The following is a 21,658-nucleotide window of genomic DNA, read 5'->3' as shown; positions in this document are numbered from 1 at the left end:
GATTGAGCGCATTTAGCGCCTCTCGCGATACGCCATCAGCCCAATCCTGTACAGGCTATTTGAATTTTCGATCGCGAATTTGACAAGCGCGTAACCGATCCTTACTAAGCCGCTCCACATGCCCAGGTGGCGGAATTGGTAGACGCGCTGGCTTCAGGTGCCAGTGGCTTAACGGCCGTGAAGGTTCGAGTCCTTTCCTGGGCACCACCCACTTTTTAAGCGATTGAAATCGCTCAGCATCCGGAGGGTGGGTGCGACGAGGCCGTGACCCGCTGAGGATGCGGTGGCAGAGTACGCCGACGCCGGGCCGAGCTTGCCTCACACCACCCGCCGCCCAGCCCGCCGCGCGATCGGCTTCTGCACAAAATACATCGCGATCATCGAGATCATCGAGCTCGCCACGACGACGTAGCCGATCCGGTCGAAATGCAGCAGCGAGCCGTCCGCATTCTCGGCGACGATCGCGGCTGCGACCACCGAGCCCAGCCCGCCCGAGAGCTGCTGCACCGAGGCCGAGACCGCGCTGAACGCGCCGCGCTGGCTGGCGTCGGGGATCGCCGACATCAGCGCCTGCGACGGGATCATGCGCGAGAAGATGCCGACGAACATCAGCACGTTGACGATGATCGCGGTCAGCAGCGAGACGTGGCCGAGATGAGTGTAGATCAGCACCATGATCGCCGACACCACGCAGCCGAAGATGAAGGTCGGATATTTGCCGAATGCATCGCTGGCGCGGCCGACCAGCGGTCCCATCAGGATGCTGAACAGGCCGGAGACCAGATAGATCGTCGGCAGATGGACGATGTCGATGCCGAGATTATGCACGGTGAAGGCGCTGCCGAACGGCATCAGCATGAAGCCGCCGGTCGCCAGCAGCGTCGTCACCAGGAAGGCCAGCGTGTAGCGCGGCTGCGTCACGGTCGCGAACAAATGCTGGAACGGGTTGCGGTCGTGCTGCAGCTTGAGATGGCCGTCGACCGGCTCCATGAACAACGCGATGGTGGCGATCGCAGCGATCGACAGGCCGACGATGGCGACGAAGCAGACGTGCCAGTTCCAGTGATTGGCGAGGAAGAGTCCGGCCGGCACGCCGAGCACCTGGCTTGCGGCAAATGCGGTCTGGATGAAGCCCATCACCCGGCCGCGCAGCTGCAGCGGAAACAGGTCGGTGACGATGGCGAGCACCACGGAGCCGATCACGCCGCCGAACAGACCGGTAACGATGCGGCCGAGCAGCAGCACGTGGAAGTTCTGCGCCAGCGCGCACAGCACGGTGCCGAAGGTGAAGCCAACATAGAAGAACAGCAGGAGCCGCTTGCGGTCGAAGCGATCGGCAAAGCCGGCGGCGAGGATGCCGGAGATGCCGGCCGCGAAGGCGTAGGCCGACACCGCGACGCCGAACTGCCCGGCGGTGATGTTGAGCGACGGCATCAGGATGGCGCCGAGCGGCGACATGATGATGAAGTCGAGGATCAGGGTGAATTGCGTGAAGGCGAGCAGCGCGATCAGGAACGTTTGATAGCGCGAAAAGCCGCGCTCCTGCTGGTCGTCATCGATCGGCGCGGCGATGGTCTGTTCCGACATGAGGCTCATTTCTGAAGATGAGTAGGACGTGCGAGCGGCTGGCCACAGATAGGGCGCCGCTCGTGGATTTCATCGGCGCGGATACGCAAAAAATGCGCGGAAGTGCGATCAAGAACCGCGAGATTTCCGCTTCTTCATATGGGTGTTGCCGGGCCTCGGGTCATCCCGGCGCCTATCGTTTGAATTGCAGCGTGATCCAAATGCAACAGGGTCGGCGCGATGCTGGGCAGCCGTGTCGGGATATGGCAAGAGCAGGGAGTAACGCCCGGCTGAGCCGCCCGGCAACTGCCTATCCGCTCGCATCCGGGGCGTTTGGGGCAGAGCGTTTTCGAGCGAAGCGGATACCGGTTCGCGTAAAGAAAACGCGTCAAAACAAGAGTCTAGAGCTCCGTTCCGATTTCATCGGAACGGAAAAGGCTCTAGTGTCGCCTGTCGAATCGAACCGAGACCCGAGGCCTTGATACATGACCATCCGCCTGCATCGCGGCGACCTGCCCGATCTCACGCGCTACACCGATTCCGTTGCGATCGACACCGAGACCATGGGGCTGCATCCGCATCGTGACCGGCTCTGCGTGGTGCAGATGTCGAACGGCGACGGCACCGCCGACGTGATCCAGATTCCGAACGGCCACACCGATGCGCCGAACCTGAAGGCGCTGCTCGCCAATCCCAAGATCACCAAGATCTTCCATTTCGCGCGGTTCGATGTCGCGGTGCTCTACAACACCTTCGGCGTGATGCCGACGCCGGTCTATTGCACCAAGATCGCCTCGCGGCTGTCGCGCACCTACACCGACCGCCACGGCCTGAAGGATCTGGTGCGCGAGGTGCTCAACGTCGAGCTGTCGAAGCAGCAGCAGTCGAGCGACTGGGGCGCGCAGAGCCTCAGCGAAGCCCAGCTCGCCTACGCCGCGTCCGACGTGCTGCATCTGCATGCGCTGCGCGACAGATTGAATGCGATGCTCGCGCGCGAAGGACGCACCGACCTCGCTCAGGCCTGCTTCGATTTCCTTCCCGCCCGCGCCAGGCTCGATCTCGATGGCTGGGAGGCCGAGGACATCTTCGCTCATTCATGAATTCGCCGTTCATGATGGGCGTCGAATTCGTCGCGGCAGGGGCCGTTCCGCCCCGTTTCGGCCAAACTGTTCACGCGTGGTCTCCTTGCGGGGGCGCGACGCGAGGTCCGGGCTGCATGATTGGGCGGCTCCGGCTAGAATAGGGGCAATTTCGTGCCTCTGGAGCTCAGGTGAATTCGGTTCAGAATCCAGCCTATGTGACTGGCCTCGAGGCGCGCTTTGCTGCCGCCGCGCGGCACAGCCGCATGGTGCGGATACTGCGCGTCGCGGTGCCCGCTGTGGTCGGGCTGTCGATGGCCTCGATCATCTTCGTCTCGGTCTACAATCCGTTCCGCGAACTGATCCCCAAGCTGCCGGTCGAGATGGACAACCTCGTGGTGTCGGGCACCAAGATCACGATGGAATCGCCGCACATCGCCGGCTTCTCGGCCGACGGGCGGCCCTACGAGATGTGGGCCAAGGCGGCGATCCAGGACGTCACCGATCCCGACCATGTCGAGCTGAAGACGATCCGCGCCAAGGTCGCGCAGCAGGACGAGTCGACCGTAACGATGGATGCGCGCACCGGCTTCTTCGACAACAAGAAGCAACTGCTCGATCTGCGCCAGGATGTCTTCCTGCAATCCTCCACCGGCTATGAAGCGAAGCTGACTCAAGCTTTCGTCGACATCAACAAGGGCAACGTGTCGTCGGACGAGCACGTCGACGTCAAGCTGCTCCAGGGCACGCTGACATCGGACCGGCTCAGGATCTACAACAGCGGCGAGCTCGTGCGTTTCGAAGGCAATGTCGTGATGTATCTCGACAAGCTCGGCGACAACAATCCGAGCCCGCAAGCCGAGCCCGCACCGCCTCCTCCTCCGGCGCCGCCGAAGGCGCGCAAATCCGCCAACCCGAAATGATTTTGATGATGAGACGTTTTCCGTACGGCACGGCAATTGCGACTTTCCTGCTTGCGCTGCTCGCGAGCGGCGCGGCCTTCGCGCAAGGCTCGATGAGCGGCGTTCCCAACGCCATGCAGGGCTTTTCGCAGAACCGCGATCAGCCGATCCAGATCGAGGCGGCTGCGCTCGAAATGCGCGACAAGAAGAAGGAGGCGACCTTCTCCGGCAATGTGAAGGTCGTGCAGGGCGACACCACCATGACCTCGAAGATCCTGGTCGTGTTCTACGAGGATAAGTCGACCCAGACGCCGGCGCCCGCGCCGGCCGGCACCAAGGCCGCGGCCGCCAAGGGGGGTGCCGCGCCGATGCAGTCGGCGACGCCCGGGCCCGGCGGCGCGTCCTCGATCAAGCGGCTCGAGGCGAAAGGCAATGTCGTCGTCACCCAGAAGGACCAGGTCGTCACCGGCGAGACCGCGATCTTCGACACCAAGACCAATCTGATCACCATGCTCGGCGGCGGCGGCGGCGGCGGCCAGGTGGTGCTGACCCAGTGCCAGAACGTGCTGCGCGGCGATCGTCTGCTGGTCGACATGACCACCGGCGTCTCGCGGGTGGAATCCGACAGCGGCAAGGTGCAGGGCCTGTTCAATCAGAGCGCCAAGGGCGGCTGCGGAACGCCGGCCGCCCCCGGCGCAGCCCCGGCGCCGTCGCCGCTTCAACTGATTCCCGGCAGCAAACCGAAATAGCCGACTGGTGGTGCGCGGATGGCCATCAGAGTTGCTGGCGGCGCGCCGGCTGCGGCCAGCCCGTAAGCCCCCCGTCAGCTTTGGCCAAGCCACCAAAAGCAAGATAGATCAATGCATTAGATAATATTTTGCAGCCGCGAGGTTGAAGCGCGCGGGGTGAGGCTGTATCTACTGCTGCGGCCCGGCCGAACGATGCGCCTTGAGGGGGAGTCTTGTCGGCCGGAGGGGCATCCATTCATTCAAGGCGCGGGCGATCGCGCTTTGCCGTGTTGTTTGAGCATGATCTCCGCCGCAAACGCGTCCGCTTTTGTTGCGCAGGGAAGGCCGGTGTTCAGTTTTCCGGCTCATGCTTGCGCCTTCGCATGCGAATCGATTGGTCCGCAGGCAAAAGTCGCGGGATCCGTGAAAGGCTGAAGCGAAGCGGGGATGGTGGATTTTCTCGGCATGTTCCGGCGGCGCCCTGCGAAACGCAGTTCCGGATTTGCGCGCGCGCATGACGACATCACGGCGCTCGGCGACCAGTTCGGCGAGATGCTGACGTCTCCGGTGCGCGACGCACCGCCGATGGCGCGCGCCGCCTCGGCGCCCGCAGTCGAGCTGCGAGCCCAACCGGCCGCAGCGCCCGCACCGGCGCGTGCGCGGCCCGCCCGCAACAACGCCACGGCGGCGCCCCAGCTGATCAAGCGGCCGGGCTATCTGGCTGTGCATAGCGTGGAAAAGAGTTTTGGCAGCCGCCAGGTCGTGCGCGGCGTCAGCATCTATGTACGCCGCGGCGAGGCGGTCGGCCTGCTCGGGCCCAACGGCGCCGGCAAGACCACCGTGTTCTACATGATCACCGGCCTGATCAAGGCCGATCGCGGCGCGATCGAGCTCGACGGCCACGACGTCACCAAGCTGCCGATGTACCAGCGCGCACGCCTCGGCATCGGCTATCTGCCGCAGGAAGCCTCGATCTTCCGCGGCCTGTCGGTGGAACAAAACATCCGCGCCGTGCTCGAAGTCGTCGAGCCTTCGAAGAAGAAGCGCGAGCACGAGTTGGATTCGCTGCTCGACGAGTTCAACATCACGCGGCTGCGCAAAAGCCCGTCGATCGCGCTGTCCGGCGGCGAGCGCCGCCGCGTTGAAATCGCGCGCGCGCTGGCGACGCGGCCCAATTACATGCTGCTCGACGAACCGTTCGCCGGCATCGACCCGATCGCGGTCGGCGACATCCAGGACCTGGTCCGCCATCTCACCAACCGCGGCATCGGCGTGCTCATCACCGACCACAATGTCCGCGAGACGCTCGGCCTGACCGACCGCGCCTACATCGTCTATGCCGGTGAGATCTTGACTGAGGGCAGCCCGGAGGAGATCGTTAACGATCCGGATGTACGCCGGCTTTACCTTGGCGAGGAATTCCGCCTGTAGCGCATGATCCGCCAAAGTGTGAAGCGGTGTGGCGACAAGATCATGCGCAAATTAGAGAATCTGACGCGCGATCGGACGCAAAACCGGACGTCCACTTTTGCTGATCGCGCTTACCCCAAAAATTGCATCCGTCAAGCCGTGTACAAGCTTCACGGACTAAGATAAGCAAGAATCGAGCCAACTTTCAGGGTCGATCTTGCCTCCATGGCGCTGACGCAAAGACTAGAGTTCCGCCAGTCGCAGTCGCTGGTGATGACGCCGCAGCTGATGCAGGCGATCAAGCTGCTGCAACTGTCGAACCTGGATCTGTCGACCTTCGTCGAGGAAGAGCTGGAGCGTAACCCGCTGCTGGAGCGGGCGACGGACGGGCCGGAACCCCCGGTGGCGGGCGAGCCGACCATGGAGCGGGCGGACTACGACGATTCCGACGGTTCGAGCAGCTACGGGGATGAGGGCGACTCGTCCGACATGGCCGCGGGTTCCGGTGGCGAGGCCGCTTTCGAACCCGGCCAGGAGGAATGGCTGAACCGCGACCTCGGCACCCGCGCCGAGATCGAGCAGACGCTCGATACCGGTCTCGACAACGTGTTCTCCGAGGAGCCGGCGGAAGCCGCCGCGCGCGCCGCGCAGGACGCGCCGCCGTCGGTCTATACCGAATGGGGCGGAGGCGCCTCCAGCGACGACGAGTACAATCTCGAAGCCTTCGTGGCCGCCGAGCTGACGCTCGCCGATCACCTCGCCGAACAGCTCGCGGTGGCGTTCTCGGCGCCGGCGCAACGCATGATCGGGCAGTACCTGATCGACCTGGTCGACGACGCCGGCTATCTGCCGGCCGACCTCGGCCAGGCTGCCGAGCGGCTCGGCGCATCGCAGGAAGCGGTCGACGAGGTCGTCGCGGTGCTGCAGAAATTCGATCCGCCGGGCGTGTGCGCCCGTAACCTGAGCGAGTGCCTGGCGATCCAGCTGCGCGAGCTCGATCGCTACGATCCGGCAATGCAGGCGCTGGTCGAGCATCTCGACCTGCTCGCCAAGCGCGACATCGCGGCCTTGCGAAAGCTCTGCGGCGTCGACGATGAAGACATCACCGACATGATCGCGGAGATCCGCCGGCTCGATCCGAAGCCCGGGCTGAAGTTCGGCACCTCGCGGACGCAGACCATGGTGCCTGACGTCTATGTGCGTCCGGGTCCCGATGGCGGCTGGCATGTCGAGCTCAACAGCGACACTCTGCCGCGCGTGCTGGTCAACCAGACCTATTACTCTGAGCTGTCGAAGACGATCCGCAAGGACGGTGACAAGTCGTACTTCACCGACTGCCTGCAGAACGCGACCTGGCTGGTCCGCGCGCTCGATCAGCGCGCCCGCACCATCCTCAAAGTCGCGACCGAGATCGTCCGCCAGCAGGACGGCTTCTTCACCTATGGCGTCGCGCATCTGCGGCCGCTCAATCTGAAAGCGGTCGCGGACGCGATCCAGATGCATGAATCGACGGTGTCGCGCGTCACCGCCAACAAATACATGGCGACCAATCGCGGCAGTTTTGAATTGAAGTATTTTTTCACCGCGTCGATCGCGTCCGCCGACGGCGGCGAAGCGCATTCGGCCGAAGCGGTGCGTCACCACATCAAGCAGTTGATCGACGGCGAGGCGCCGTCAGCGATCCTGTCCGACGACACGATCGTGGAACGTTTGCGGGCCTCGGGCATTGATATTGCCCGCCGCACCGTCGCGAAATATCGCGAGGCGATGCGGATACCATCCTCGGTGCAGCGCCGCCGTGACAAACAGAGCATGCTTGGTAATGCCCTTTCGGCCCCTGCCTCCTCATCCGACCGGTCGCGCGATACAGCCCCCGTTTAGGTTACTTCTTGAGCATGCCCCCGTCCGAGTACGGAGCGGCCCATGCGCTCGTTGCGTTCGCGCCAAATCGGGATAGTCTCAATCTCCAGGTGAAGCGTCGTCCAGAGAGGGAGGTTACCGGAAGCCCAGCAAGCATCATGCTCCAGCAAGAGTGATCGAGGCATCCAGCAATCGAGGCATCAAATGACCCTTCGTATCTCGGGAAAGAGCATCAGCATCGGCGAGGCGCTTCGCGCGCGCGTCAGCGAGCGCACCGACGAGGTCCTGCGAAAGTATTTTGATGGCAACTATTCCGGTCACATCACCCTGAGCAAGGATGGCTTCGGCTTCCGCACCGACTGCGCGCTGCATCTGGATTCCGGCATCACGCTGGAAGCCGAATCCAACGCCGCCGACGCCTATGCCAGCGCCGATGCCGCGCTCCTGATGATCGAGAAGCGTCTGCGCCGCTACAAGAGCCGGCTCAAGGACCGCTCCGCGCGCAAGGCCTACGCCGCGACCGCCGCACTTGCCGAGTTGAACGGCGCAGGTCTCGACGCGCCGAGCTACGTGATCGAGGCGCCCGAGAACGAGGACGAGGTCACCGAATACAGCCCCGTGATCATTGCCGAGGCAACCACCGCGCTGAAGCGGCTGTCGGTCAGCGAAGCCGTGATGGAGCTCGACCTGACCGGCGCCTCCTGCCTGGTGTTCCAGCACGGCGGCAGTGGCCGGTTGAACATCATATACCGCCGTACGGACGGCAATGTCGGCTGGGTCGATCCGCCCGCGGTGAGCCCCTGAGGATAGTTGGCCGATGGCATTGACGTCCGAAGCCAGCCCTGCTTATGGTCCGCCGCCTCCAGGAATAAGGGGGCGGAACAGGGTTCGCAGGTGTTGGCACCGCCGATACGTTGGAGTAGAAGCCCTGCCAGCTGGACCCGGGCTAAGCCCGCATCCCACCTCAACTTCTTGACGCCGCCGCTGTAAAGCCCATTTCGCAACCTGACGGTTCATTCACCTCGGAACGTCCCAATGCCGATTACCGATTTGGTCGCACCCGAGGCGATACTTCCGGCTTTGAAAGTCATCAGCAAGAAGCAGGCGCTGCAGGAACTCGCCGCGCGTGCATCGGCGTTGACCGGGCAGAACGAGCGTGCCGTTTTTGAAGTGCTGCTGCAGCGCGAGAAGCTCGGCACCACGGCGGTCGGCTACGGCGTTGCGATTCCGCACGGCAAGCTGCCGAAGCTCGAGAAGCTGTTCGGCTTCTTCGCCCGCCTCGAGCGCCCGATCGATTTCGAGGCGATGGACGGCCAGCCGGTCGATCTGATCTTCCTGCTGCTGGCGCCTGAAGGCGCCGGCGCCGACCACCTCAAGGCACTGGCGCGCATCGCCCGCTTGCTGCGCGACCAGGACGTCGCCAAGAAGCTGCGCGCCTCACGCGACGCCCAGGCGATCTACTCGGTGCTCGCACTGCCGCCGGCGAGCGCGGCGTAATCATCCCCGTCAGCGAATTCGTTCGCGCTGCTGTCACCAGAGCATAGCCGATGCGTGACGTGATGACGTTCGCCAATGCGTTGTTGATGTTTGAATTCCCGTAGCCCGGATGGAGCCAACGGGTCGCGCGAACGCGCGCCCGATGACAGGCTCCGCGCAATCCGGGAAAGTCTCGCCGCCGGCACAAATCCCCGCTGCGCTTCATCCGGGCTACGAAGCTGTGTACGTCGCAACGTCTCAGCAGATCGTCGGCAGCAGACGGCGGACTTCGTCGAGCAGGTCCGGAACGGCTTTTTTGTCGTCTGCGAGATGCCTGAGCAGCGCGCTCTGGAACAGGCCGTCGAACAGCGCGTAGAGCGCCGCCGGTGACGATGCCGGGCGTTTGTTGCCGAGCTCGGCATAGCGCGTGGCGATGCGCCAGATCATCGCTTCCAGGCTCTTGTCGATCTCCAGCACATCCTTGCGAAATGCCGGTTCGAACATCGCCTGCGAGCGCAGATCGTACCAGAGTCGATGCATGCGCGCTTCATTCTCGAGCGTCGCTGCGAGCTTGGCGAGGAAGCCTTCGGTCAATTCGTCGCGGCTCTGTGCCGTCGTCACCACCTCGTCATAGCGCGTCACGCATTTCGCCTTGTAGTGACGCACGCAGCAGCAGATCAGATCGAGCTTGTCGCTGAAGTAGTAGTGAAACACGCCGTGCGTGAAGGCGGAGTTCTGCGCGATCTCGCGCAGGCTGGTGCGCGCGAAGCCGAGTTCGCCGAGCGTCTCAAGCGCGGCCTCCGCAAGTTCGATGCGCCGTGCGTTGAACTTTTCGTCGCGCAGCGTCTCGGCCGCTACGGCAACACGCTGGGCCGCTCCTGTCGCTTGCCGCGCCATCCGGTGCCTTTCCTCTTCTTCCTTTCAGCAGCTTATACCGCGGCAACCGCGGCGCGCTCCATCTCTTCACAGCATCCTCTTTGACACTTGTCAAATTCAGGCTTGACAAGCGTCAAGTTCCTGGACGAGGGTTGGGTCAATAATTCGGACAACCGTCAAGACGGCTGACCAATCGACAAAACAGGAGGAAATGCACCGCGGGGCGCCAAGGCTGCGCCCCGCCGCCGCCGGCCGCGACCACCAATGCGCTCCAAATGCGCGAAGCGCCCCGGCCCGCGCTGCCCCCGTCCGCAGCACCATCAATCAGCAAGCAAAGGGAGGACTACGTCATGAGTGGGAAGAGCCTCGAAGGCAGGAAAGCCCTGGTGACCGGCGGCGCCCGGGGGATTGGCGCTGCGATCGCACAGGCGCTGGCGCGCTCCGGCGCCGCGGTCATGATCGGCGATATTCTCGAAAGCGTCGGCAAAGACACCGCCGGCGAGATCGCCAGGGCCGGCGTGAAGACCGGCTTTGCCAAGCTCGACGTCACCGACGATGCGCAATGGGAGCGGGCCGCCGCCGCGACGGTCGAGACGCTGGGCGGCTTCGACATCCTGATCAACAATGCCGGCATCGAGATCACCTCGCTGGTCGCCGACATCAAGGCCGAGGACGCGCGGCGGATGTGCGACGTCAACATCGTCGGCACCGTGCTCGGCATGAAGTACGCCTTCCGCGCGATGCGGCCGGGTGGCGCCGCAGGCAAGGGTGGCGCCGTGGTCAACATTGCCTCGGTTGCCGCGACGATCGCCTTCCCGAGCATCGCCGTCTATTCCGGCACCAAATCCGCGGTCGATCGCATGACCCGGGTCGGCGCGATGGAAGCCGGCAAGCTCGGCTACGGCGTGCGCGTCAATTGCATCTATCCCGGCCTGATCCCGACCGACATGGGCCTGCAGCTCGCCAACGACATCGTGAAGATCGGCCTCGCGCCCGACGTCAACGCCGCGGTCGGCTCGGTGGTCGAGCAGACGCCGCTCGGCAAGCTCGCGGAGGTCACCGACATCGCCGACGCCGCGGTGTTCCTGTGCTCGAACGATGCCCGCTTCATCACCGGCATCGGCCTGCCGGTCGACGGCGGCATGGGCATGTAGCAACAAGCCGACAACAGGCATTTCGGAGGAACGCAATGAGCGAGAAGAAGCCCGTCATCGTCTATGGCGCATCCGGCTACACCGGCCGGCTGGTCTGCGAATATCTGCGCGAATACAACATCCCCTTCATTGCCGCCGGCCGCAGCGCCGACAAGCTCAACGCCGCGATGAAATCGAACGTGGCCGGCATCGAGACGGCCGACTACGAAGTGGTGACGGTGCCGCACACCGCGAGCGCGCTGACCGAATTGTTCAAGGGCGCTTCGGTGGTGCTCAACACCGTGGGCCCGTTCGCCAAGTTCGGCATTGAGGTCGTGCAGGCCTGCCTCGCCGCCAAATGCCACTACGCCGACACGACCGGCGAGCAGGACTGGCTGATCATGCTCGAGCAGGAGTTCGGCACCAGGTTCGGCAATGCCGGCCTGCTGCTGGCGCCGGGCATCGCCCAGATGTACACCACCGGCGAGATCGCCGCGCAGCTCTGCCTGGAGACACCCGGCCTCGACACGCTCGATATCGCCGTGTTCTGGGGCGGCAGCCCGACCATCGCCTCGACGCAGACCATCCTGGTCAACGCCGCGATGGCCAAGGCCTACTACCTCGAGCAGAACAAATACGTCGAGCATCAGCCCGATGCCGGTCTCACCAGCCTCGCGATCCCCGGCCAGCACGAGCTGGCGCTGGCGCTGCCCTGGGGCGGCACCTCGCACCCGGTGTGGTTCAAGCGCGATCCGCGCGTCGCCAATGTGAAGGTGCTGGGCGGCGTGTTCAATCGCGCGCTGATGCTGGGCGTGCCGCAGATCGTCGCCGCCGCGCTGGAGGCGACCAAGGACATGAAGCCGGATGAGCGCTACGCCGCGCTGGCGCAGACCGCGGCCGGCGTGATGAACACCATGCCGCCGCGCGAGAACCCGCGCGTCAACAAGTCGCTGGATTCGGTGTATGCCTCCGGCCCGCTGGGGCGCGCGCACTGCGTCATCTACGGCAACAGCAACTACAAGCAGACCGGCATGCTGCAGGCCTATGCTGCCGCGCACCTGCTGCAGCAGCCGCCCAAGCGCGTCGGCTTTGCCTCGGCCTGCCAGGCGTTCGGCCATCATGAGCTGCTCGGGCAGTTGCGCAGCTTCGGCCTGGTCGGCAAGCCGGTCCTGACCGTCCACGACTAGGCCTGAGCCCCGATCGGATCGGGGCTCAGCACTCCGTTCCCTGAAGCGTTTTCGTCAAGCGGACAGGTATCCGCTTTGCTCGAAGACGCACTGCGGGTGACGCAGTCGCGCGTCACCCGCCCCCCTTTCGCGAGACCCGCCATGCGCTTCATCGATTATCTCGATAAGGGTGCCTCGCTCGGCGCCGACGCGCCGTGCCTCACGATGGATGGCCGCGACCTCAGCTATGGCGAGGTGCAACGGCTGAGCTACCGCATCGCGCGCGGGCTCGAGCGATCCGGCATCACGCCCGGCGAGAAAGTCGCGATCCTCTCAAGCAACGATCCGCTCGCGTTTGCCTGCGTGTTCGGCATCTCGCGCGCCGCCGCGGTGTGGTGCCCGATCAATCCGCGCAACGAGGCGGCCGAGAACAAGTTCATCCTCGATCAGTTCGATTGCAGCCTGCTGCTGTTTCATTCGAGCTTCGCCCCGATGGTCGACGCCGTGCGTCAGGATCTGCCCAAGCTGCGCGCGCTGGTCTGCCTCGATACCGAACTGCCGTTCGCGCCGTCGTTCGACCACTGGCTCGGCGGGCTCGCCGGCGATGTCTATCAGCGCGACACGATCGACGATCTCGCGATGATCCCGGGCACCGGCGGCACCACCGGCAAGCCGAAGGGTGTGATGCTCTCGGGCCGCAACATCGAGGCAATGACCGCGCTGACCCTGATGGGCTACCCGTTCGAGGGCCGCCCGATCTATCTCGCGCTGGCGCCGCTGACGCACGCCGCCGGCGTGCTGTGCTTTCCGATCATGACGCTGGGCGGCCGTATCGTGATCATGCACCATCCCGACATCGGCGAGTTCCTGGCGCTGATCGAGCGCTACCGCGTCACCCACACCTTCCTGCCGCCGACCGTGATCTACATGCTTCTCGATCATCCCAGGCTCGACGCGACCGATCGCAGCTCATTGCAGTGCTTCTGGTATGGCGCAGCGCCGATCTCGGCGACGCGGCTTGCCGAAGCCTTGCGGCGGATCGGGCCGATGGCGCAGCTGTTCGGCCAGACCGAGGCGCCGATGATGATCTCGATGATGGCGCCGGCCGATCATTACAATGCGGACGGCACCATCGCGCTGGAGCGCCTTGCGTCCGCGGGGCGGATCGGCCCGCTGGTGCAGGCCGGCATCATGGACGGCGACGGCAAGCTCTTGCCGGCGGGATCGCGCGGCGAGATCGTGGTGCGCGGCTCGCTGGTCATGGAGGGCTACTACAAGAACCCGGAAGCCACCCGCGAAGCATCAGTGCATGGCTGGCACCACACCGGCGACATCGGCTACATCGACGGCGACGGCTATCTCTACATCGTCGACCGCGCCAAGGACATGATCATCACCGGCGGCTTCAACGTCTACTCGATCGAGGTCGAGAACGCGTTGCGCGCCCATGCAGCTGTGCAGGATTGTGCGGTCATCGGATTGCCCGACGACAAATGGGGCGAGCGCATCGTCGCCGTGGTGCAACCGCGCGCCGGCCACACCGTCGACGCGGGAGCGCTGGCTGCGTTCGTCAAGCAGCAGATCGGCAGCATCAAGACGCCGAAGCAGATCGAGGTCTGGGACGACCTGCCGCGTTCCAAGGTCGGCAAGGTGCTGAAGCCGGACATCCGCTCGCGATTGACCTGAGCGTGTATTGACATCCGGCCTGTGGCGCCAGACAAGCGGGGATAGTATCGCGCTTGCGACCCGAGGGATCGGTATGTCCCGTGACTTTCGCCTTGATCGCGTTCCCGTCGACGTTCTCGCCTACGAGCTCGCCGAAGAGAGGGCGAGCGCGCTTGGGCGCATGGGCCGCGCGCTGGAACAGGCGCTCGCCAGACTGCGGGAGTTTGATGCCGCGCATCCGCCCTCCGAAGCTAGGCAGCAGGCCCGGCGCATCCTCGTGCGGGAAGCCGGTCATGCGCTCTGGATGTTCGTGGTGCAGCGGGAGGCCTGCGGGCTGCGCAACAACCGGATGCTGATGCGCGACTATAGCGTGCCCGGCGAGGTGCAGCTCAGCATGGGTCCGCTACTGGCCACGTCGACCTCATCCCAATAAAAAAGCGCGGGCCGCCTCGGTGTCGAGGCCTGCCCGCGCATTGTATCGGCGGATGCTTCAGCCGTGCGTCAGTGGACGCTGACGGCCTGCAACTCGTTGCTCCAGGCGTTGGCGATCGCGGCTTCGCGGCTGTCGGTCAGCATGATCGGCGTGCCGTCGGCGGCATGTAGTGCGAACAGCTTGAGGCCGGGCGCGATCTTCGGCGCCTGTGGAAAGAGGTCGGGCACGTCCTCGGAACGGACCTGCTTCACATAGGCGATGTGGCCTTCGCCCAGATGAGCCAGTGCTTCCGGCGTGACGCTGGTGGATTCGATGGTCGTGGTACTCAGCTCACTCATGGTCTCGACTCCTCAGTCAGATAAGCGGTCGAGTCCGCTCGTTGTTTCTATTATTCGTGTTCATTGATAGCGATTGTCTTAATGACCCGTTCAGGTTCTGGCCTGGCCAGGTCGATCGACAACAGCCCGTTCTTCAGATCCGCGCCCAGCACCTGCATCCCCTCCGCCAGCACGAAAGTGCGCTGGAAGTGGCGCGCGGCGATGCCGCGATGGATGTATTGCCGAGCCTTGTCGTCCTGCTGGCGGCCGCGGATGACGAGCTGATTTTCCTCAATAGTTACATCGAGTTGGTCGCGGGTGAAGCCCGCCACCGCCAACGTGATGCGCAGCTTTTCAGGCTGCCCGTTGGACCGGTCGCACCGCTCGATATTGTACGGAGGATAGCCGTCGGCGCCCTTGACGACGCGGTCGAGCGCACGCTCGATCTCGTCGAATCCCAGCAGGAACGGACTGGACAACGATGGAACACGAGACATTACAAAGTCCTCTCGAAGCGACTTTGAGGGGCCCTTGCGGCGCCCCATGCAACCGGCGGGCCGTCGGGCCTCCGGTCAGTGAGGGATATGGGGGCGATCTGGATAGCGTTCAAGCAGCCCCGAAACCAGCCTAAACGCCCGCAACATGAGGGCAAATTCTTCTCGATCTGTTACCCCGCGAGCCGCGTGCGGCCATCGGCGGTAAAAAGATGCAGTTTGTTGCGCGGGGCCACTGCCCGGATCCGCTCGCCGGTCGCCGGACCGGTGGCGCCGGGAACCCGGACGATCACCTCGCCCGGCGGCAGCTCGCCCGGATTGGCAGCAACGCCCCGCTCCTCGCGCTGGCGGCTGCCATAGACGAAGGTTTCGGCGCCGACATGTTCGATGGCCTCGACCGTCAGGTCGAGCGCAACGCCGCCGGACGCGGTCTCGCCCGTGATCACAAAGTCCTCCGGGCGGATGCCGACAATGCCGGCACCGTCGGTGCCTGATATCTGGGAGGTCAGCTCGTCCGAGCGCAGCGGCATCAGGTTCATCGGCGGGGCGCCGATGAAGGAGGCGACGAAGGTGGTCGCCGGCTTCTGGTAGATCTCGAGCGGATTGCCGATCTGCTCGACCTGGCCGCCATTCATGACCACCAGGATGTCGGCCAGCGTCATTGCCTCGAGCTGGTCGTGGGTGACGTAGATCGAGGTGGTGTTGAGCCGGCGCTGCAGCTTGCGGATCTCGACCCGCATCGCGATGCGCAGCTTGGCGTCGAGGTTCGACAGCGGCTCGTCGAACAGGAACACCTTCGGCTGGCGCACGATGGCGCGGCCCATCGCGACCCGCTGGCGCTGGCCGCCGGAGAGCTGCCGCGGCTTGCGCTCCAGCATCGGCAACAGCTCGAGCACGCGCGCGGCTTCCTCGACCCGGGTCCTGATCTCGGCTTCGGCCATGCCGCGGTTACGCAGGCCGTAGGCCATGTTGTTGTAGACGCTCATATGCGGATAGAGCGCGTAGTTCTGGAACACCATCGCGATGTCGCGATCGGCGGGCTCAACCTGGTTGACGACGCGGCCGCCGATGTCGATCTCGCCGCCGGTGATGGTCTCGAGCCCGGCGACCATGCGCAGCAGCGTGGACTTGCCGCAGCCGCTTGGGCCGACCAGCACGCAGAACTGGCCGTCGCCGACGTCGACATCGACGCCCTTGATGGCCTCGAAGCCGCCGGGATAGGTCTTGCGGACACTGCGCAGCGTGACGTTGGCCATTACTTTTCCGTCTCCACCAATCCGCGCACGAACAGTTTCTGCATCACGACGACGACGAATACCGGCGGCAGCATCGCGAGCAGCGCGGTCGCCATCACCACTGGCCATTCGGTTAGCGCGTCGGTCGTGGTGATCATCTTGCGGATGCCGACCTGGATGGTCTGCATGTCGTCGCGTGTCGTGATCAACAGCGGCCAGAGGTACTGATTCCAGCCGAGGATGAACAGGATCACGAACAGCGCGGCCATGTTGGTGCGCGACAGCGGCAGCAGCGTATCCCAGAAGAAGCGGAACGGGCCCGCCCCGTCGATCCGCGAGGCCTCCAGCAATTCATCCGGCACCGTCATGAAGAATTGCCGGAACAGCAGCGTTGCGGTGGCGGACGCGATCAGCGGCAGCGACAGGCCTGCGTAACTGTCGAGCAGATGCAGGTCGGCGACGATCTTGTAGGTCGGATAGATGCGCACCTCGACCGGCAGCATCAGCGTGATGAAAATGATCCAGAAGATCGCCATCCGGAACGGAAAGCGGAAATACACGATCGCATAGGCCGAGATGATCGAGATCGCGATTTTGCCGACCGCGATCAACAGCGCCATGATCAGCGAGTTCAGCATCATGTTGAGCACCGGCTCGCGGGTCGAGCCGCTCGTGCCGACAAACAGCGTCTGGTAGTAGGTCTCGAGGAAATGGCCGCCGGGCAGCAGCGACATCTGGCCGTTGGCGATGACGGCGTTGTCCTGGGTCGAGGCGACGATCGCCAGATACACCGGGAAGGCGACGATCGCGATCCCGATCCACAGGATGACGTGAGCCAGATAGCGCTGGAAGCCCTCCTCCTCGACCATCAGTAGGTCACCTTGCGTTCGACGAAGCGGAACTGGATGCCGGTCAATACGACGACGATGACCATCAGGATGACCGACTGCGCCGCCGAGGAGCCGAGATTGCCGCCGAGCAGGCCGTCGGTATAGACCTTGTAGACCAGCGTTTCGGTCGCCTTGCCGGGGCCGCCGCGGGTCATCGTGTCGATGATGCCGAAGGTGTCGAAGAAGGCGTAGACGATGTTGATGACCAGCAGGAAAAAGATGGTCGGCGACAGCAGCGGGAAGATCACGGTCCAGAACCGCCGCATCGGGCGGGCGCCGTCGATCGCCGCGGCCTCGATCACGCTCTTGGGGATGCTCTGGAGCCCTGCGAGGAAGAACAGGAAATTGTAGGAGATCTGCTTCCACGCCGCGGCGAGGATGATCAGGGCCGCCGCCTGATCGCCGTCGAGCAGCGGATTCCAGTCAACCCCCATGGCGCGCAGATAGCGCGACAGCACGCCGAGCGAAGGGTGCAGCATGAACACCCAGAGCACGCCGACCACCGGCGGGGCGACGGCATAGGGCCAGATCAAGAGCGTGCGGTAGAGCGTCGAGCCGCGCAGCGGCTTGTCGGCCATGACCGCGAGCAGCAGCGCAAACGACAGCGAGGACACCGCGATCGCGAACGAGAACGCGAAGGTCCTGACGATCGCGGCGAAATAGGCCGGGTCCTTGAACAGCTCGAGATAGTTCTCGAACCAGACGAAGGTGGTGGACAGGCCGAAGGCGTCCTGCAGCAGGAAGGACTGGATCACCGCCTGCGCGGCCGGCCAGTAGAAAAAGATCAGGACGATCGCGAGTTGCGGGGCAACCAGCGCGTAAGGCAACAGCTTTGATTGGAAAATCGCTTGCTTTTGCATGACATCCTGAAAAATGGCAGGCCGCATGATGCGGCCTGCCGGATCGTTGGTCTAGGGCCGGATTATTTCACGGCGGTCTTTTCAAACTGCCGCAGCATCTGGTTGCCGCGCTCGACGGCCGAGTCCAGCGCCTGCTTGGCGGTCTTCTTGCCGGCCAGCGCCTGCTCGATCTCCTCCGACCACATGTCGCGCAGCTGCACCATGTTGCCGAGGCGCAGGCCGCGGGAGTTCTCGGTCGGCTCCTTGTTGGTGAGCTCGAGCAGCGGGGTCTCGAGATAGGGCTGGTCCTTGTAGAAGCCCTCTTCCTTGGCCTTGGCGTAGGCGGCCTTGGTGATCGGCAGATAGCCCGACGCCTTGTGGATCCAGACCTGGCGATCGGTGTCCGACAGGAAGGTCAGGAACTTGGCCACGCCCTTGTATTCCTCGGCCGATTTGCCGCCCATCACCCACAGCGAGGCGCCCCCGATGATCGAGTTCTGCGGCGCGCCCTTGACGTCGGGATAATACGGCATCGGCGCGGCGGTGAAGTTGAACTTGGCCTGCGCCTTGACGTTGCCGAAGAACGCCGACGAGGTCAGGTAGATCGGGCACTCGCCCGAGGTGAAGCGGCCTTCGCCGGTGTTGGTGCGGCCGGCATAGTCGTAGGTCTTGTCCTTCTGCAGCTCGACCAGGTTCTCGAGATGCTTGACCTGCAGCGGACCGTTGAATTCGAGCACGGTGTCGAAGCCGTCGAGGCCGTTGGCCTTGCTGGCGAGCGGCACGTTGTGCCAGGCCGAGAGCTGCTCGAGATTGACCCAGGTGACCCACGAGCCGGAGAAGCCGCAGGTGGTGTAGCCGGCGGCCTTCAGCTTCTTGGCGTCGTCGAACACTTGCGGCCAGGTCTTCGGGATCTCCGCGATGTTGGCCTTCTTCAGCGCGTCGAGATTGACCCACATCACCGTCGACGACGAGTTGAAGGGGAACGACAGCATCTCGCCCTTCGAGGTCGAGTAGTAGCCGGTGATCGCGGGCAGATAGACGCTCGGATCGAACTTCTCGCCGGCATCGGCCATCAGCTTGTAGACCGGCTTCACGGCGCCGGTGGCAGCCATCATCGTCGCGGTGCCGACCTCGAACACCTGCATGATGTGCGGCGCGTTGCCGGCGCGGAATGCGGCGATGCCGGCGTTCATGGTGTCGGCGTAGCCGCCCTTGTAGGTCGGGATCACCTTGTAGTCGGATTGCGAGGCGTTGAAGTCGTTGGCCAGCTTGACGATGACGTCGTTGTTGGCGCCGGTCATCGCGTGCCACCACTGAATCTCGGTCACCGCAAATGCAGGCGACGCGAATGCAAGCGTAGCGGCGGCGACAGCAGCAGCGCCCAATCGTCGAAAAATCATCAAGGCCCCTCCCGGTTGGAAACGTCATGTTTCGTTGCGCGCGTTATCAGCGCCGGATGACGTTCAAATGACCGTATAAACGAAAGCCATCGTAGGGGGGAAGCCGCGACAAAGGGAAGCGGTAAAAAAGGCGAAGAAGCCGGCGCCGTGCGGTGCAGCGCCAGACGCGACGCTGCACCGCACGGCTGACGGATGGTTGTGTCAGCGCTTGCGCTGGGGGCCGCAGACCACGCCCTTGTCGACCAGGCCGTTGATCTCGTCCTTTGAGTAGCCGAACTCGCCGAGCACTTCCGTGGCGTGCTGGCTGAATTTCGGCGGCGTGCGGCGCAAGCTCGGCTTGGTGCGTTCGAGCCGGATCGGCGAGGCGACGCCCTTGTACCAATCCTTCTCGATGACGTCGCCGCGATGGATCGTGTGCGGGTTGGTCAGCGCCTGGTCGATCTTCTGCACGGGGCCGGCCGGCAGGCCGGCGGCGAGCAGCCGGTTGCACAGCGGCTCGGCCTCGTGCTGGCTGAACACCGCCGCAAGCTCGATCCGCAGCGCATCGCGGTTGGCGATGCGGTCCTTGTTGCGGGCAAAGCGCGGATCGGTGCCGAGCTCCGGCTTGCCGATCTCCTTGGCGAGCTTGCGGAACGTGCCGTCATTGCCGACGCCGATGAAGATGTTGTCGGTCTTGGTCGGGAAGATCGCGTAGGGCACGAGGTTCGGATGCTCGTTGCCGGTGAGCTGTGGCGGCTTGCCGTGCATGAAGTAGTTCGCGGTGTGCGGATGCATGATCGCAAGCCCGGTCTCGTACAACGTGGTCTCGATGAACTGGCCGAGCCCGGAGCGCTGCCGCTCCGACAGCGCCATCAGGATGCCGATCGCGGCATAAAGACCAGTCGTGATATCGACCAGCGGCACGCCGATGCGCATCGGGCCGCTCTCCGGCGAGCCGGTGGCCGCGATCATGCCGGTCATCGCCTGGATGATTGCATCATAGCCGGGGTTGCCGCCGCGCGGGCCGTCGGCGCCGAAGCCGGAGATCCGGCAATGCACGAGGCGCGGAAACTTCGCGCGCAGCACGTCGTTTCCGATGCCCCATTTGTCGAGCGTACCCGGCTTGAAATTCTCGATCAGCACGTCGGCGGTCTCGAGCATCTTCATCAGCACCGCGCGTCCGCCTTCGGAGGCGAGGTCGAGGCCGATCGAGCGCTTGTTGCGGTTGATGCCGACGAAATAGGCCGCGTCTTCCTCATGGAAGGGAGGGCCCCACTCGCGCACCTCGTCGCCGGCGGGCGGCTCGACCTTGATCACATCGGCGCCGTGGTCGGCGAGAATCTGGGTGCAATACGGGCCGCCGAGCACGCGCGTCAGATCGATCACGCGCAGTCCAGTCATCGCGCCCGCAGCCGCTGGGGTATTCATGGAAACAACCTTCGCTCAGTTGGGATTGGAAATGCGGTCCCAGAGCTAACGGTCTTCAGGCAAGGCAGCAATGCTTTGATCGGCGCAGGCCCATGCAGGGGCGGCGCGAGCGTTCGCCAAACGAACCGGCATCTGAAAGACAATGGTCCGCCACGTATCGCGGCGGACCATTGCGTGATGTGGAATGAGAGCGTTTTCGAGCGAAGTGGATACCGGTTCGCGTGAAGAAAACGCGTCAAAAGAAGAGTCTAGGGCCCCGTTCCGATTCAATCGGAACGGAAAGGGCTCTACACGACGGTCAGCTTGACGTCGACATTGCCGCGGGTGGCGTTGGAGTAGGGGCACACCTGGTGGGCCTTCTCGACCAGCGCTTCGGCGTCAGCGCGGGACAGGCCCGGCAGCGAGATGGCGAGGTCGACGGCGAGGCCGAAGCCGCCCTCCGAGCGCGGGCCGATGCCGACCGTCGAGGTCACCGCGGCGTCGGCGGGAACCTTGGGCCCACCCTGCGAGGCCACGAACTTCATCGCGCCGATGAAGCAGGCGGCATACCCGGCCGCGAACAGCTGCTCCGGATTGTTGCCGGCGCCGCCGCCGCCACCGAGCTCCTTCGGGGTCGTGAGCTTGACGTCGAGCGCGCCGTCGAGCGTTGCCGCATGGCCGTCGCGGCCGCCGGTGGCCTTGGCGCTGGTCTTGTAGAGCACGTTCACAGACATCGTGGTCTCCCTTGGTTGTGGGCCGGTTTGAATTCGGCGCTGCATGTATTGCATCCAATTGAATTGTGC

21 protein-coding genes and 1 tRNA gene are annotated in these 21,658 nt (G+C 64.3%); 12 read left to right on the top strand and 10 right to left on the bottom strand.

Annotated features, from left to right (window positions below):
- Positions 1-120 precede the first annotated feature (120 nt).
- Positions 121-207: transfer RNA gene (locus ACVW17_RS07440), tRNA-Leu, on the top strand.
- A 111-nt stretch (positions 208-318) separates the two neighbouring features.
- Here ACVW17_RS07440 and ACVW17_RS07435 read toward each other — a convergent pair.
- Positions 319-1,587, bottom strand: a complete 1,269-nt coding sequence (locus tag ACVW17_RS07435) for an MFS transporter (protein WP_456796989.1) — start codon at positions 1,585-1,587, stop codon at positions 319-321.
- Between the two features lie 464 nt (positions 1,588-2,051).
- Between ACVW17_RS07435 and ACVW17_RS07430 the strand changes: the two genes are divergently transcribed.
- The 7 genes from ACVW17_RS07430 to ptsN all read left to right on the top strand — a co-directional run bounded on the left by ACVW17_RS07430 (position 2,052) and on the right by ptsN (position 9,042).
- Positions 2,052-2,666, top strand: a complete 615-nt coding sequence (locus tag ACVW17_RS07430; protein WP_456751228.1) for a ribonuclease H-like domain-containing protein — start codon at positions 2,052-2,054, stop codon at positions 2,664-2,666.
- Positions 2,667-2,836: 170 nt separating this feature from the next.
- Positions 2,837-3,568 carry an LPS export ABC transporter periplasmic protein LptC gene (lptC, locus tag ACVW17_RS07425; protein WP_456751227.1) on the top strand — a complete coding sequence of 244 codons (732 nt, stop codon included), beginning with the start codon at positions 2,837-2,839 and terminating at the stop codon, positions 3,566-3,568.
- A gap of 5 nt (positions 3,569-3,573) precedes the next feature.
- Positions 3,574-4,296: an LptA/OstA family protein gene (locus ACVW17_RS07420; protein ID WP_456751226.1), complete on the top strand. Its 723-nt coding sequence runs from the start codon at positions 3,574-3,576 to the stop codon at positions 4,294-4,296.
- A 426-nt stretch (positions 4,297-4,722) separates the two neighbouring features.
- Positions 4,723-5,706, top strand: coding sequence for an LPS export ABC transporter ATP-binding protein (lptB, locus tag ACVW17_RS07415; RefSeq protein WP_456751225.1), 984 nt, complete (start codon positions 4,723-4,725; stop codon positions 5,704-5,706).
- Positions 5,707-5,910: 204 nt separating this feature from the next.
- Entirely contained in the window at positions 5,911-7,566 is a 1,656-nt protein-coding gene (gene rpoN, locus ACVW17_RS07410; RefSeq protein WP_456751224.1) for an RNA polymerase factor sigma-54, read from the top strand.
- A gap of 183 nt (positions 7,567-7,749) precedes the next feature.
- Positions 7,750-8,349, top strand: coding sequence for a ribosome hibernation-promoting factor, HPF/YfiA family (gene hpf, locus ACVW17_RS07405; RefSeq protein ID WP_456751223.1), 600 nt, complete (start codon positions 7,750-7,752; stop codon positions 8,347-8,349).
- Positions 8,350-8,580: 231 nt separating this feature from the next.
- Positions 8,581-9,042 carry a PTS IIA-like nitrogen regulatory protein PtsN gene (gene ptsN / locus ACVW17_RS07400; RefSeq protein ID WP_029082506.1) on the top strand — a complete coding sequence of 154 codons (462 nt, stop codon included), beginning with the start codon at positions 8,581-8,583 and terminating at the stop codon, positions 9,040-9,042.
- Between the two features lie 237 nt (positions 9,043-9,279).
- Here the strand turns inward: ptsN and ACVW17_RS07395 are convergent, their stop codons facing one another.
- Entirely contained in the window at positions 9,280-9,918 is a 639-nt protein-coding gene (locus ACVW17_RS07395; protein WP_163153963.1) for a TetR/AcrR family transcriptional regulator, read from the bottom strand.
- A 329-nt stretch (positions 9,919-10,247) separates the two neighbouring features.
- On the opposite strand from ACVW17_RS07395, the gene ACVW17_RS07390 reads away from it, so the two are divergent.
- From ACVW17_RS07390 to ACVW17_RS07375, 4 genes are all read left to right on the top strand, one after another.
- Positions 10,248-11,051: an SDR family NAD(P)-dependent oxidoreductase gene (locus tag ACVW17_RS07390; protein WP_456751222.1), complete on the top strand. Its 804-nt coding sequence runs from the start codon at positions 10,248-10,250 to the stop codon at positions 11,049-11,051.
- A 35-nt stretch (positions 11,052-11,086) separates the two neighbouring features.
- Positions 11,087-12,217 (top strand): DUF5938 domain-containing protein, encoded by a 1,131-nt coding sequence (locus ACVW17_RS07385; RefSeq protein ID WP_456751221.1) that lies wholly within the window; start codon positions 11,087-11,089, stop codon positions 12,215-12,217.
- Between the two features lie 141 nt (positions 12,218-12,358).
- Positions 12,359-13,882: an AMP-binding protein gene (locus tag ACVW17_RS07380; protein WP_456751220.1), complete on the top strand. Its 1,524-nt coding sequence runs from the start codon at positions 12,359-12,361 to the stop codon at positions 13,880-13,882.
- A 73-nt stretch (positions 13,883-13,955) separates the two neighbouring features.
- Positions 13,956-14,294: a DUF6665 family protein gene (locus ACVW17_RS07375; RefSeq protein ID WP_456751219.1), complete on the top strand. Its 339-nt coding sequence runs from the start codon at positions 13,956-13,958 to the stop codon at positions 14,292-14,294.
- A gap of 68 nt (positions 14,295-14,362) precedes the next feature.
- On the opposite strand, the gene ACVW17_RS07370 is transcribed toward ACVW17_RS07375, so the two are convergent.
- From ACVW17_RS07370 to ACVW17_RS07335, 8 genes are all read right to left on the bottom strand, one after another.
- On the bottom strand, positions 14,363-14,632 hold the full coding sequence (locus ACVW17_RS07370; protein ID WP_456751218.1) for a BQ00720 family protein: 270 nt from the start codon (positions 14,630-14,632) through the stop codon (positions 14,363-14,365).
- Positions 14,633-14,682: 50 nt separating this feature from the next.
- Positions 14,683-15,108, bottom strand: a complete 426-nt coding sequence (locus tag ACVW17_RS07365; RefSeq protein ID WP_212019554.1) for an Hsp20 family protein — start codon at positions 15,106-15,108, stop codon at positions 14,683-14,685.
- A 170-nt stretch (positions 15,109-15,278) separates the two neighbouring features.
- Positions 15,279-16,361, bottom strand: coding sequence for a sn-glycerol-3-phosphate import ATP-binding protein UgpC (locus tag ACVW17_RS07360; RefSeq protein ID WP_456751217.1), 1,083 nt, complete (start codon positions 16,359-16,361; stop codon positions 15,279-15,281).
- Positions 16,361-17,209 (bottom strand): sn-glycerol-3-phosphate ABC transporter permease UgpE, encoded by an 849-nt coding sequence (gene ugpE / locus ACVW17_RS07355; protein ID WP_456751216.1) that lies wholly within the window; start codon positions 17,207-17,209, stop codon positions 16,361-16,363. The genes ACVW17_RS07360 and ugpE overlap by 1 nt, the downstream gene beginning before the upstream one ends.
- Positions 17,209-18,090: a sn-glycerol-3-phosphate ABC transporter permease UgpA gene (gene ugpA, locus ACVW17_RS07350; RefSeq protein ID WP_173639768.1), complete on the bottom strand. Its 882-nt coding sequence runs from the start codon at positions 18,088-18,090 to the stop codon at positions 17,209-17,211. The genes ugpE and ugpA overlap by 1 nt, the downstream gene beginning before the upstream one ends.
- Positions 18,091-18,152: 62 nt before the next feature.
- The gene (ugpB, locus tag ACVW17_RS07345) at positions 18,153-19,469 is read right to left on the bottom strand and encodes a sn-glycerol-3-phosphate ABC transporter substrate-binding protein UgpB (protein ID WP_456796988.1); all 1,317 of its coding nucleotides are present in this window, start codon (positions 19,467-19,469) and stop codon (positions 18,153-18,155) included.
- A gap of 201 nt (positions 19,470-19,670) precedes the next feature.
- The gene (locus ACVW17_RS07340; RefSeq protein ID WP_456796987.1) at positions 19,671-20,876 is read right to left on the bottom strand and encodes a CaiB/BaiF CoA transferase family protein; all 1,206 of its coding nucleotides are present in this window, start codon (positions 20,874-20,876) and stop codon (positions 19,671-19,673) included.
- Positions 20,877-21,163: 287 nt separating this feature from the next.
- Positions 21,164-21,589 (bottom strand): organic hydroperoxide resistance protein, encoded by a 426-nt coding sequence (locus ACVW17_RS07335; RefSeq protein ID WP_456751213.1) that lies wholly within the window; start codon positions 21,587-21,589, stop codon positions 21,164-21,166.
- Positions 21,590-21,658: the final 69 nt, after the last annotated feature.

Source organism: Bradyrhizobium sp. USDA 4473 (genome assembly GCF_054063335.1).
This window is presented reverse-complemented; position numbering and strand designations above follow the sequence as displayed.

Coding starts and splice junctions, on each gene's coding strand:
- ACVW17_RS07435 (WP_456796989.1), bottom strand. CDS start 1,587: ATGTCGGAACAGACCATCGCCGCGCCGATCGATGACGACCAGCAGGAG.
- ACVW17_RS07430 (WP_456751228.1), top strand. CDS start 2,052: ATGACCATCCGCCTGCATCGCGGCGACCTGCCCGATCTCACGCGCTAC.
- ACVW17_RS07420 (WP_456751226.1), top strand. CDS start 3,574: ATGATGAGACGTTTTCCGTACGGCACGGCAATTGCGACTTTCCTGCTT.
- lptB (WP_456751225.1), top strand. CDS start 4,723: ATGGTGGATTTTCTCGGCATGTTCCGGCGGCGCCCTGCGAAACGCAGT.
- rpoN (WP_456751224.1), top strand. CDS start 5,911: ATGGCGCTGACGCAAAGACTAGAGTTCCGCCAGTCGCAGTCGCTGGTG.
- hpf (WP_456751223.1), top strand. CDS start 7,750: ATGACCCTTCGTATCTCGGGAAAGAGCATCAGCATCGGCGAGGCGCTT.
- ptsN (WP_029082506.1), top strand. CDS start 8,581: ATGCCGATTACCGATTTGGTCGCACCCGAGGCGATACTTCCGGCTTTG.
- ACVW17_RS07395 (WP_163153963.1), bottom strand. CDS start 9,918: ATGGCGCGGCAAGCGACAGGAGCGGCCCAGCGTGTTGCCGTAGCGGCC.
- ACVW17_RS07390 (WP_456751222.1), top strand. CDS start 10,248: ATGAGTGGGAAGAGCCTCGAAGGCAGGAAAGCCCTGGTGACCGGCGGC.
- ACVW17_RS07385 (WP_456751221.1), top strand. CDS start 11,087: ATGAGCGAGAAGAAGCCCGTCATCGTCTATGGCGCATCCGGCTACACC.
- ACVW17_RS07380 (WP_456751220.1), top strand. CDS start 12,359: ATGCGCTTCATCGATTATCTCGATAAGGGTGCCTCGCTCGGCGCCGAC.
- ACVW17_RS07375 (WP_456751219.1), top strand. CDS start 13,956: ATGTCCCGTGACTTTCGCCTTGATCGCGTTCCCGTCGACGTTCTCGCC.
- ACVW17_RS07370 (WP_456751218.1), bottom strand. CDS start 14,632: ATGAGTGAGCTGAGTACCACGACCATCGAATCCACCAGCGTCACGCCG.
- ACVW17_RS07365 (WP_212019554.1), bottom strand. CDS start 15,108: ATGTCTCGTGTTCCATCGTTGTCCAGTCCGTTCCTGCTGGGATTCGAC.
- ACVW17_RS07360 (WP_456751217.1), bottom strand. CDS start 16,361: ATGGCCAACGTCACGCTGCGCAGTGTCCGCAAGACCTATCCCGGCGGC.
- ugpE (WP_456751216.1), bottom strand. CDS start 17,209: ATGGTCGAGGAGGAGGGCTTCCAGCGCTATCTGGCTCACGTCATCCTG.
- ugpA (WP_173639768.1), bottom strand. CDS start 18,090: ATGCAAAAGCAAGCGATTTTCCAATCAAAGCTGTTGCCTTACGCGCTG.
- ugpB (WP_456796988.1), bottom strand. CDS start 19,469: ATGATTTTTCGACGATTGGGCGCTGCTGCTGTCGCCGCCGCTACGCTT.
- ACVW17_RS07340 (WP_456796987.1), bottom strand. CDS start 20,876: ATGAATACCCCAGCGGCTGCGGGCGCGATGACTGGACTGCGCGTGATC.
- ACVW17_RS07335 (WP_456751213.1), bottom strand. CDS start 21,589: ATGTCTGTGAACGTGCTCTACAAGACCAGCGCCAAGGCCACCGGCGGC.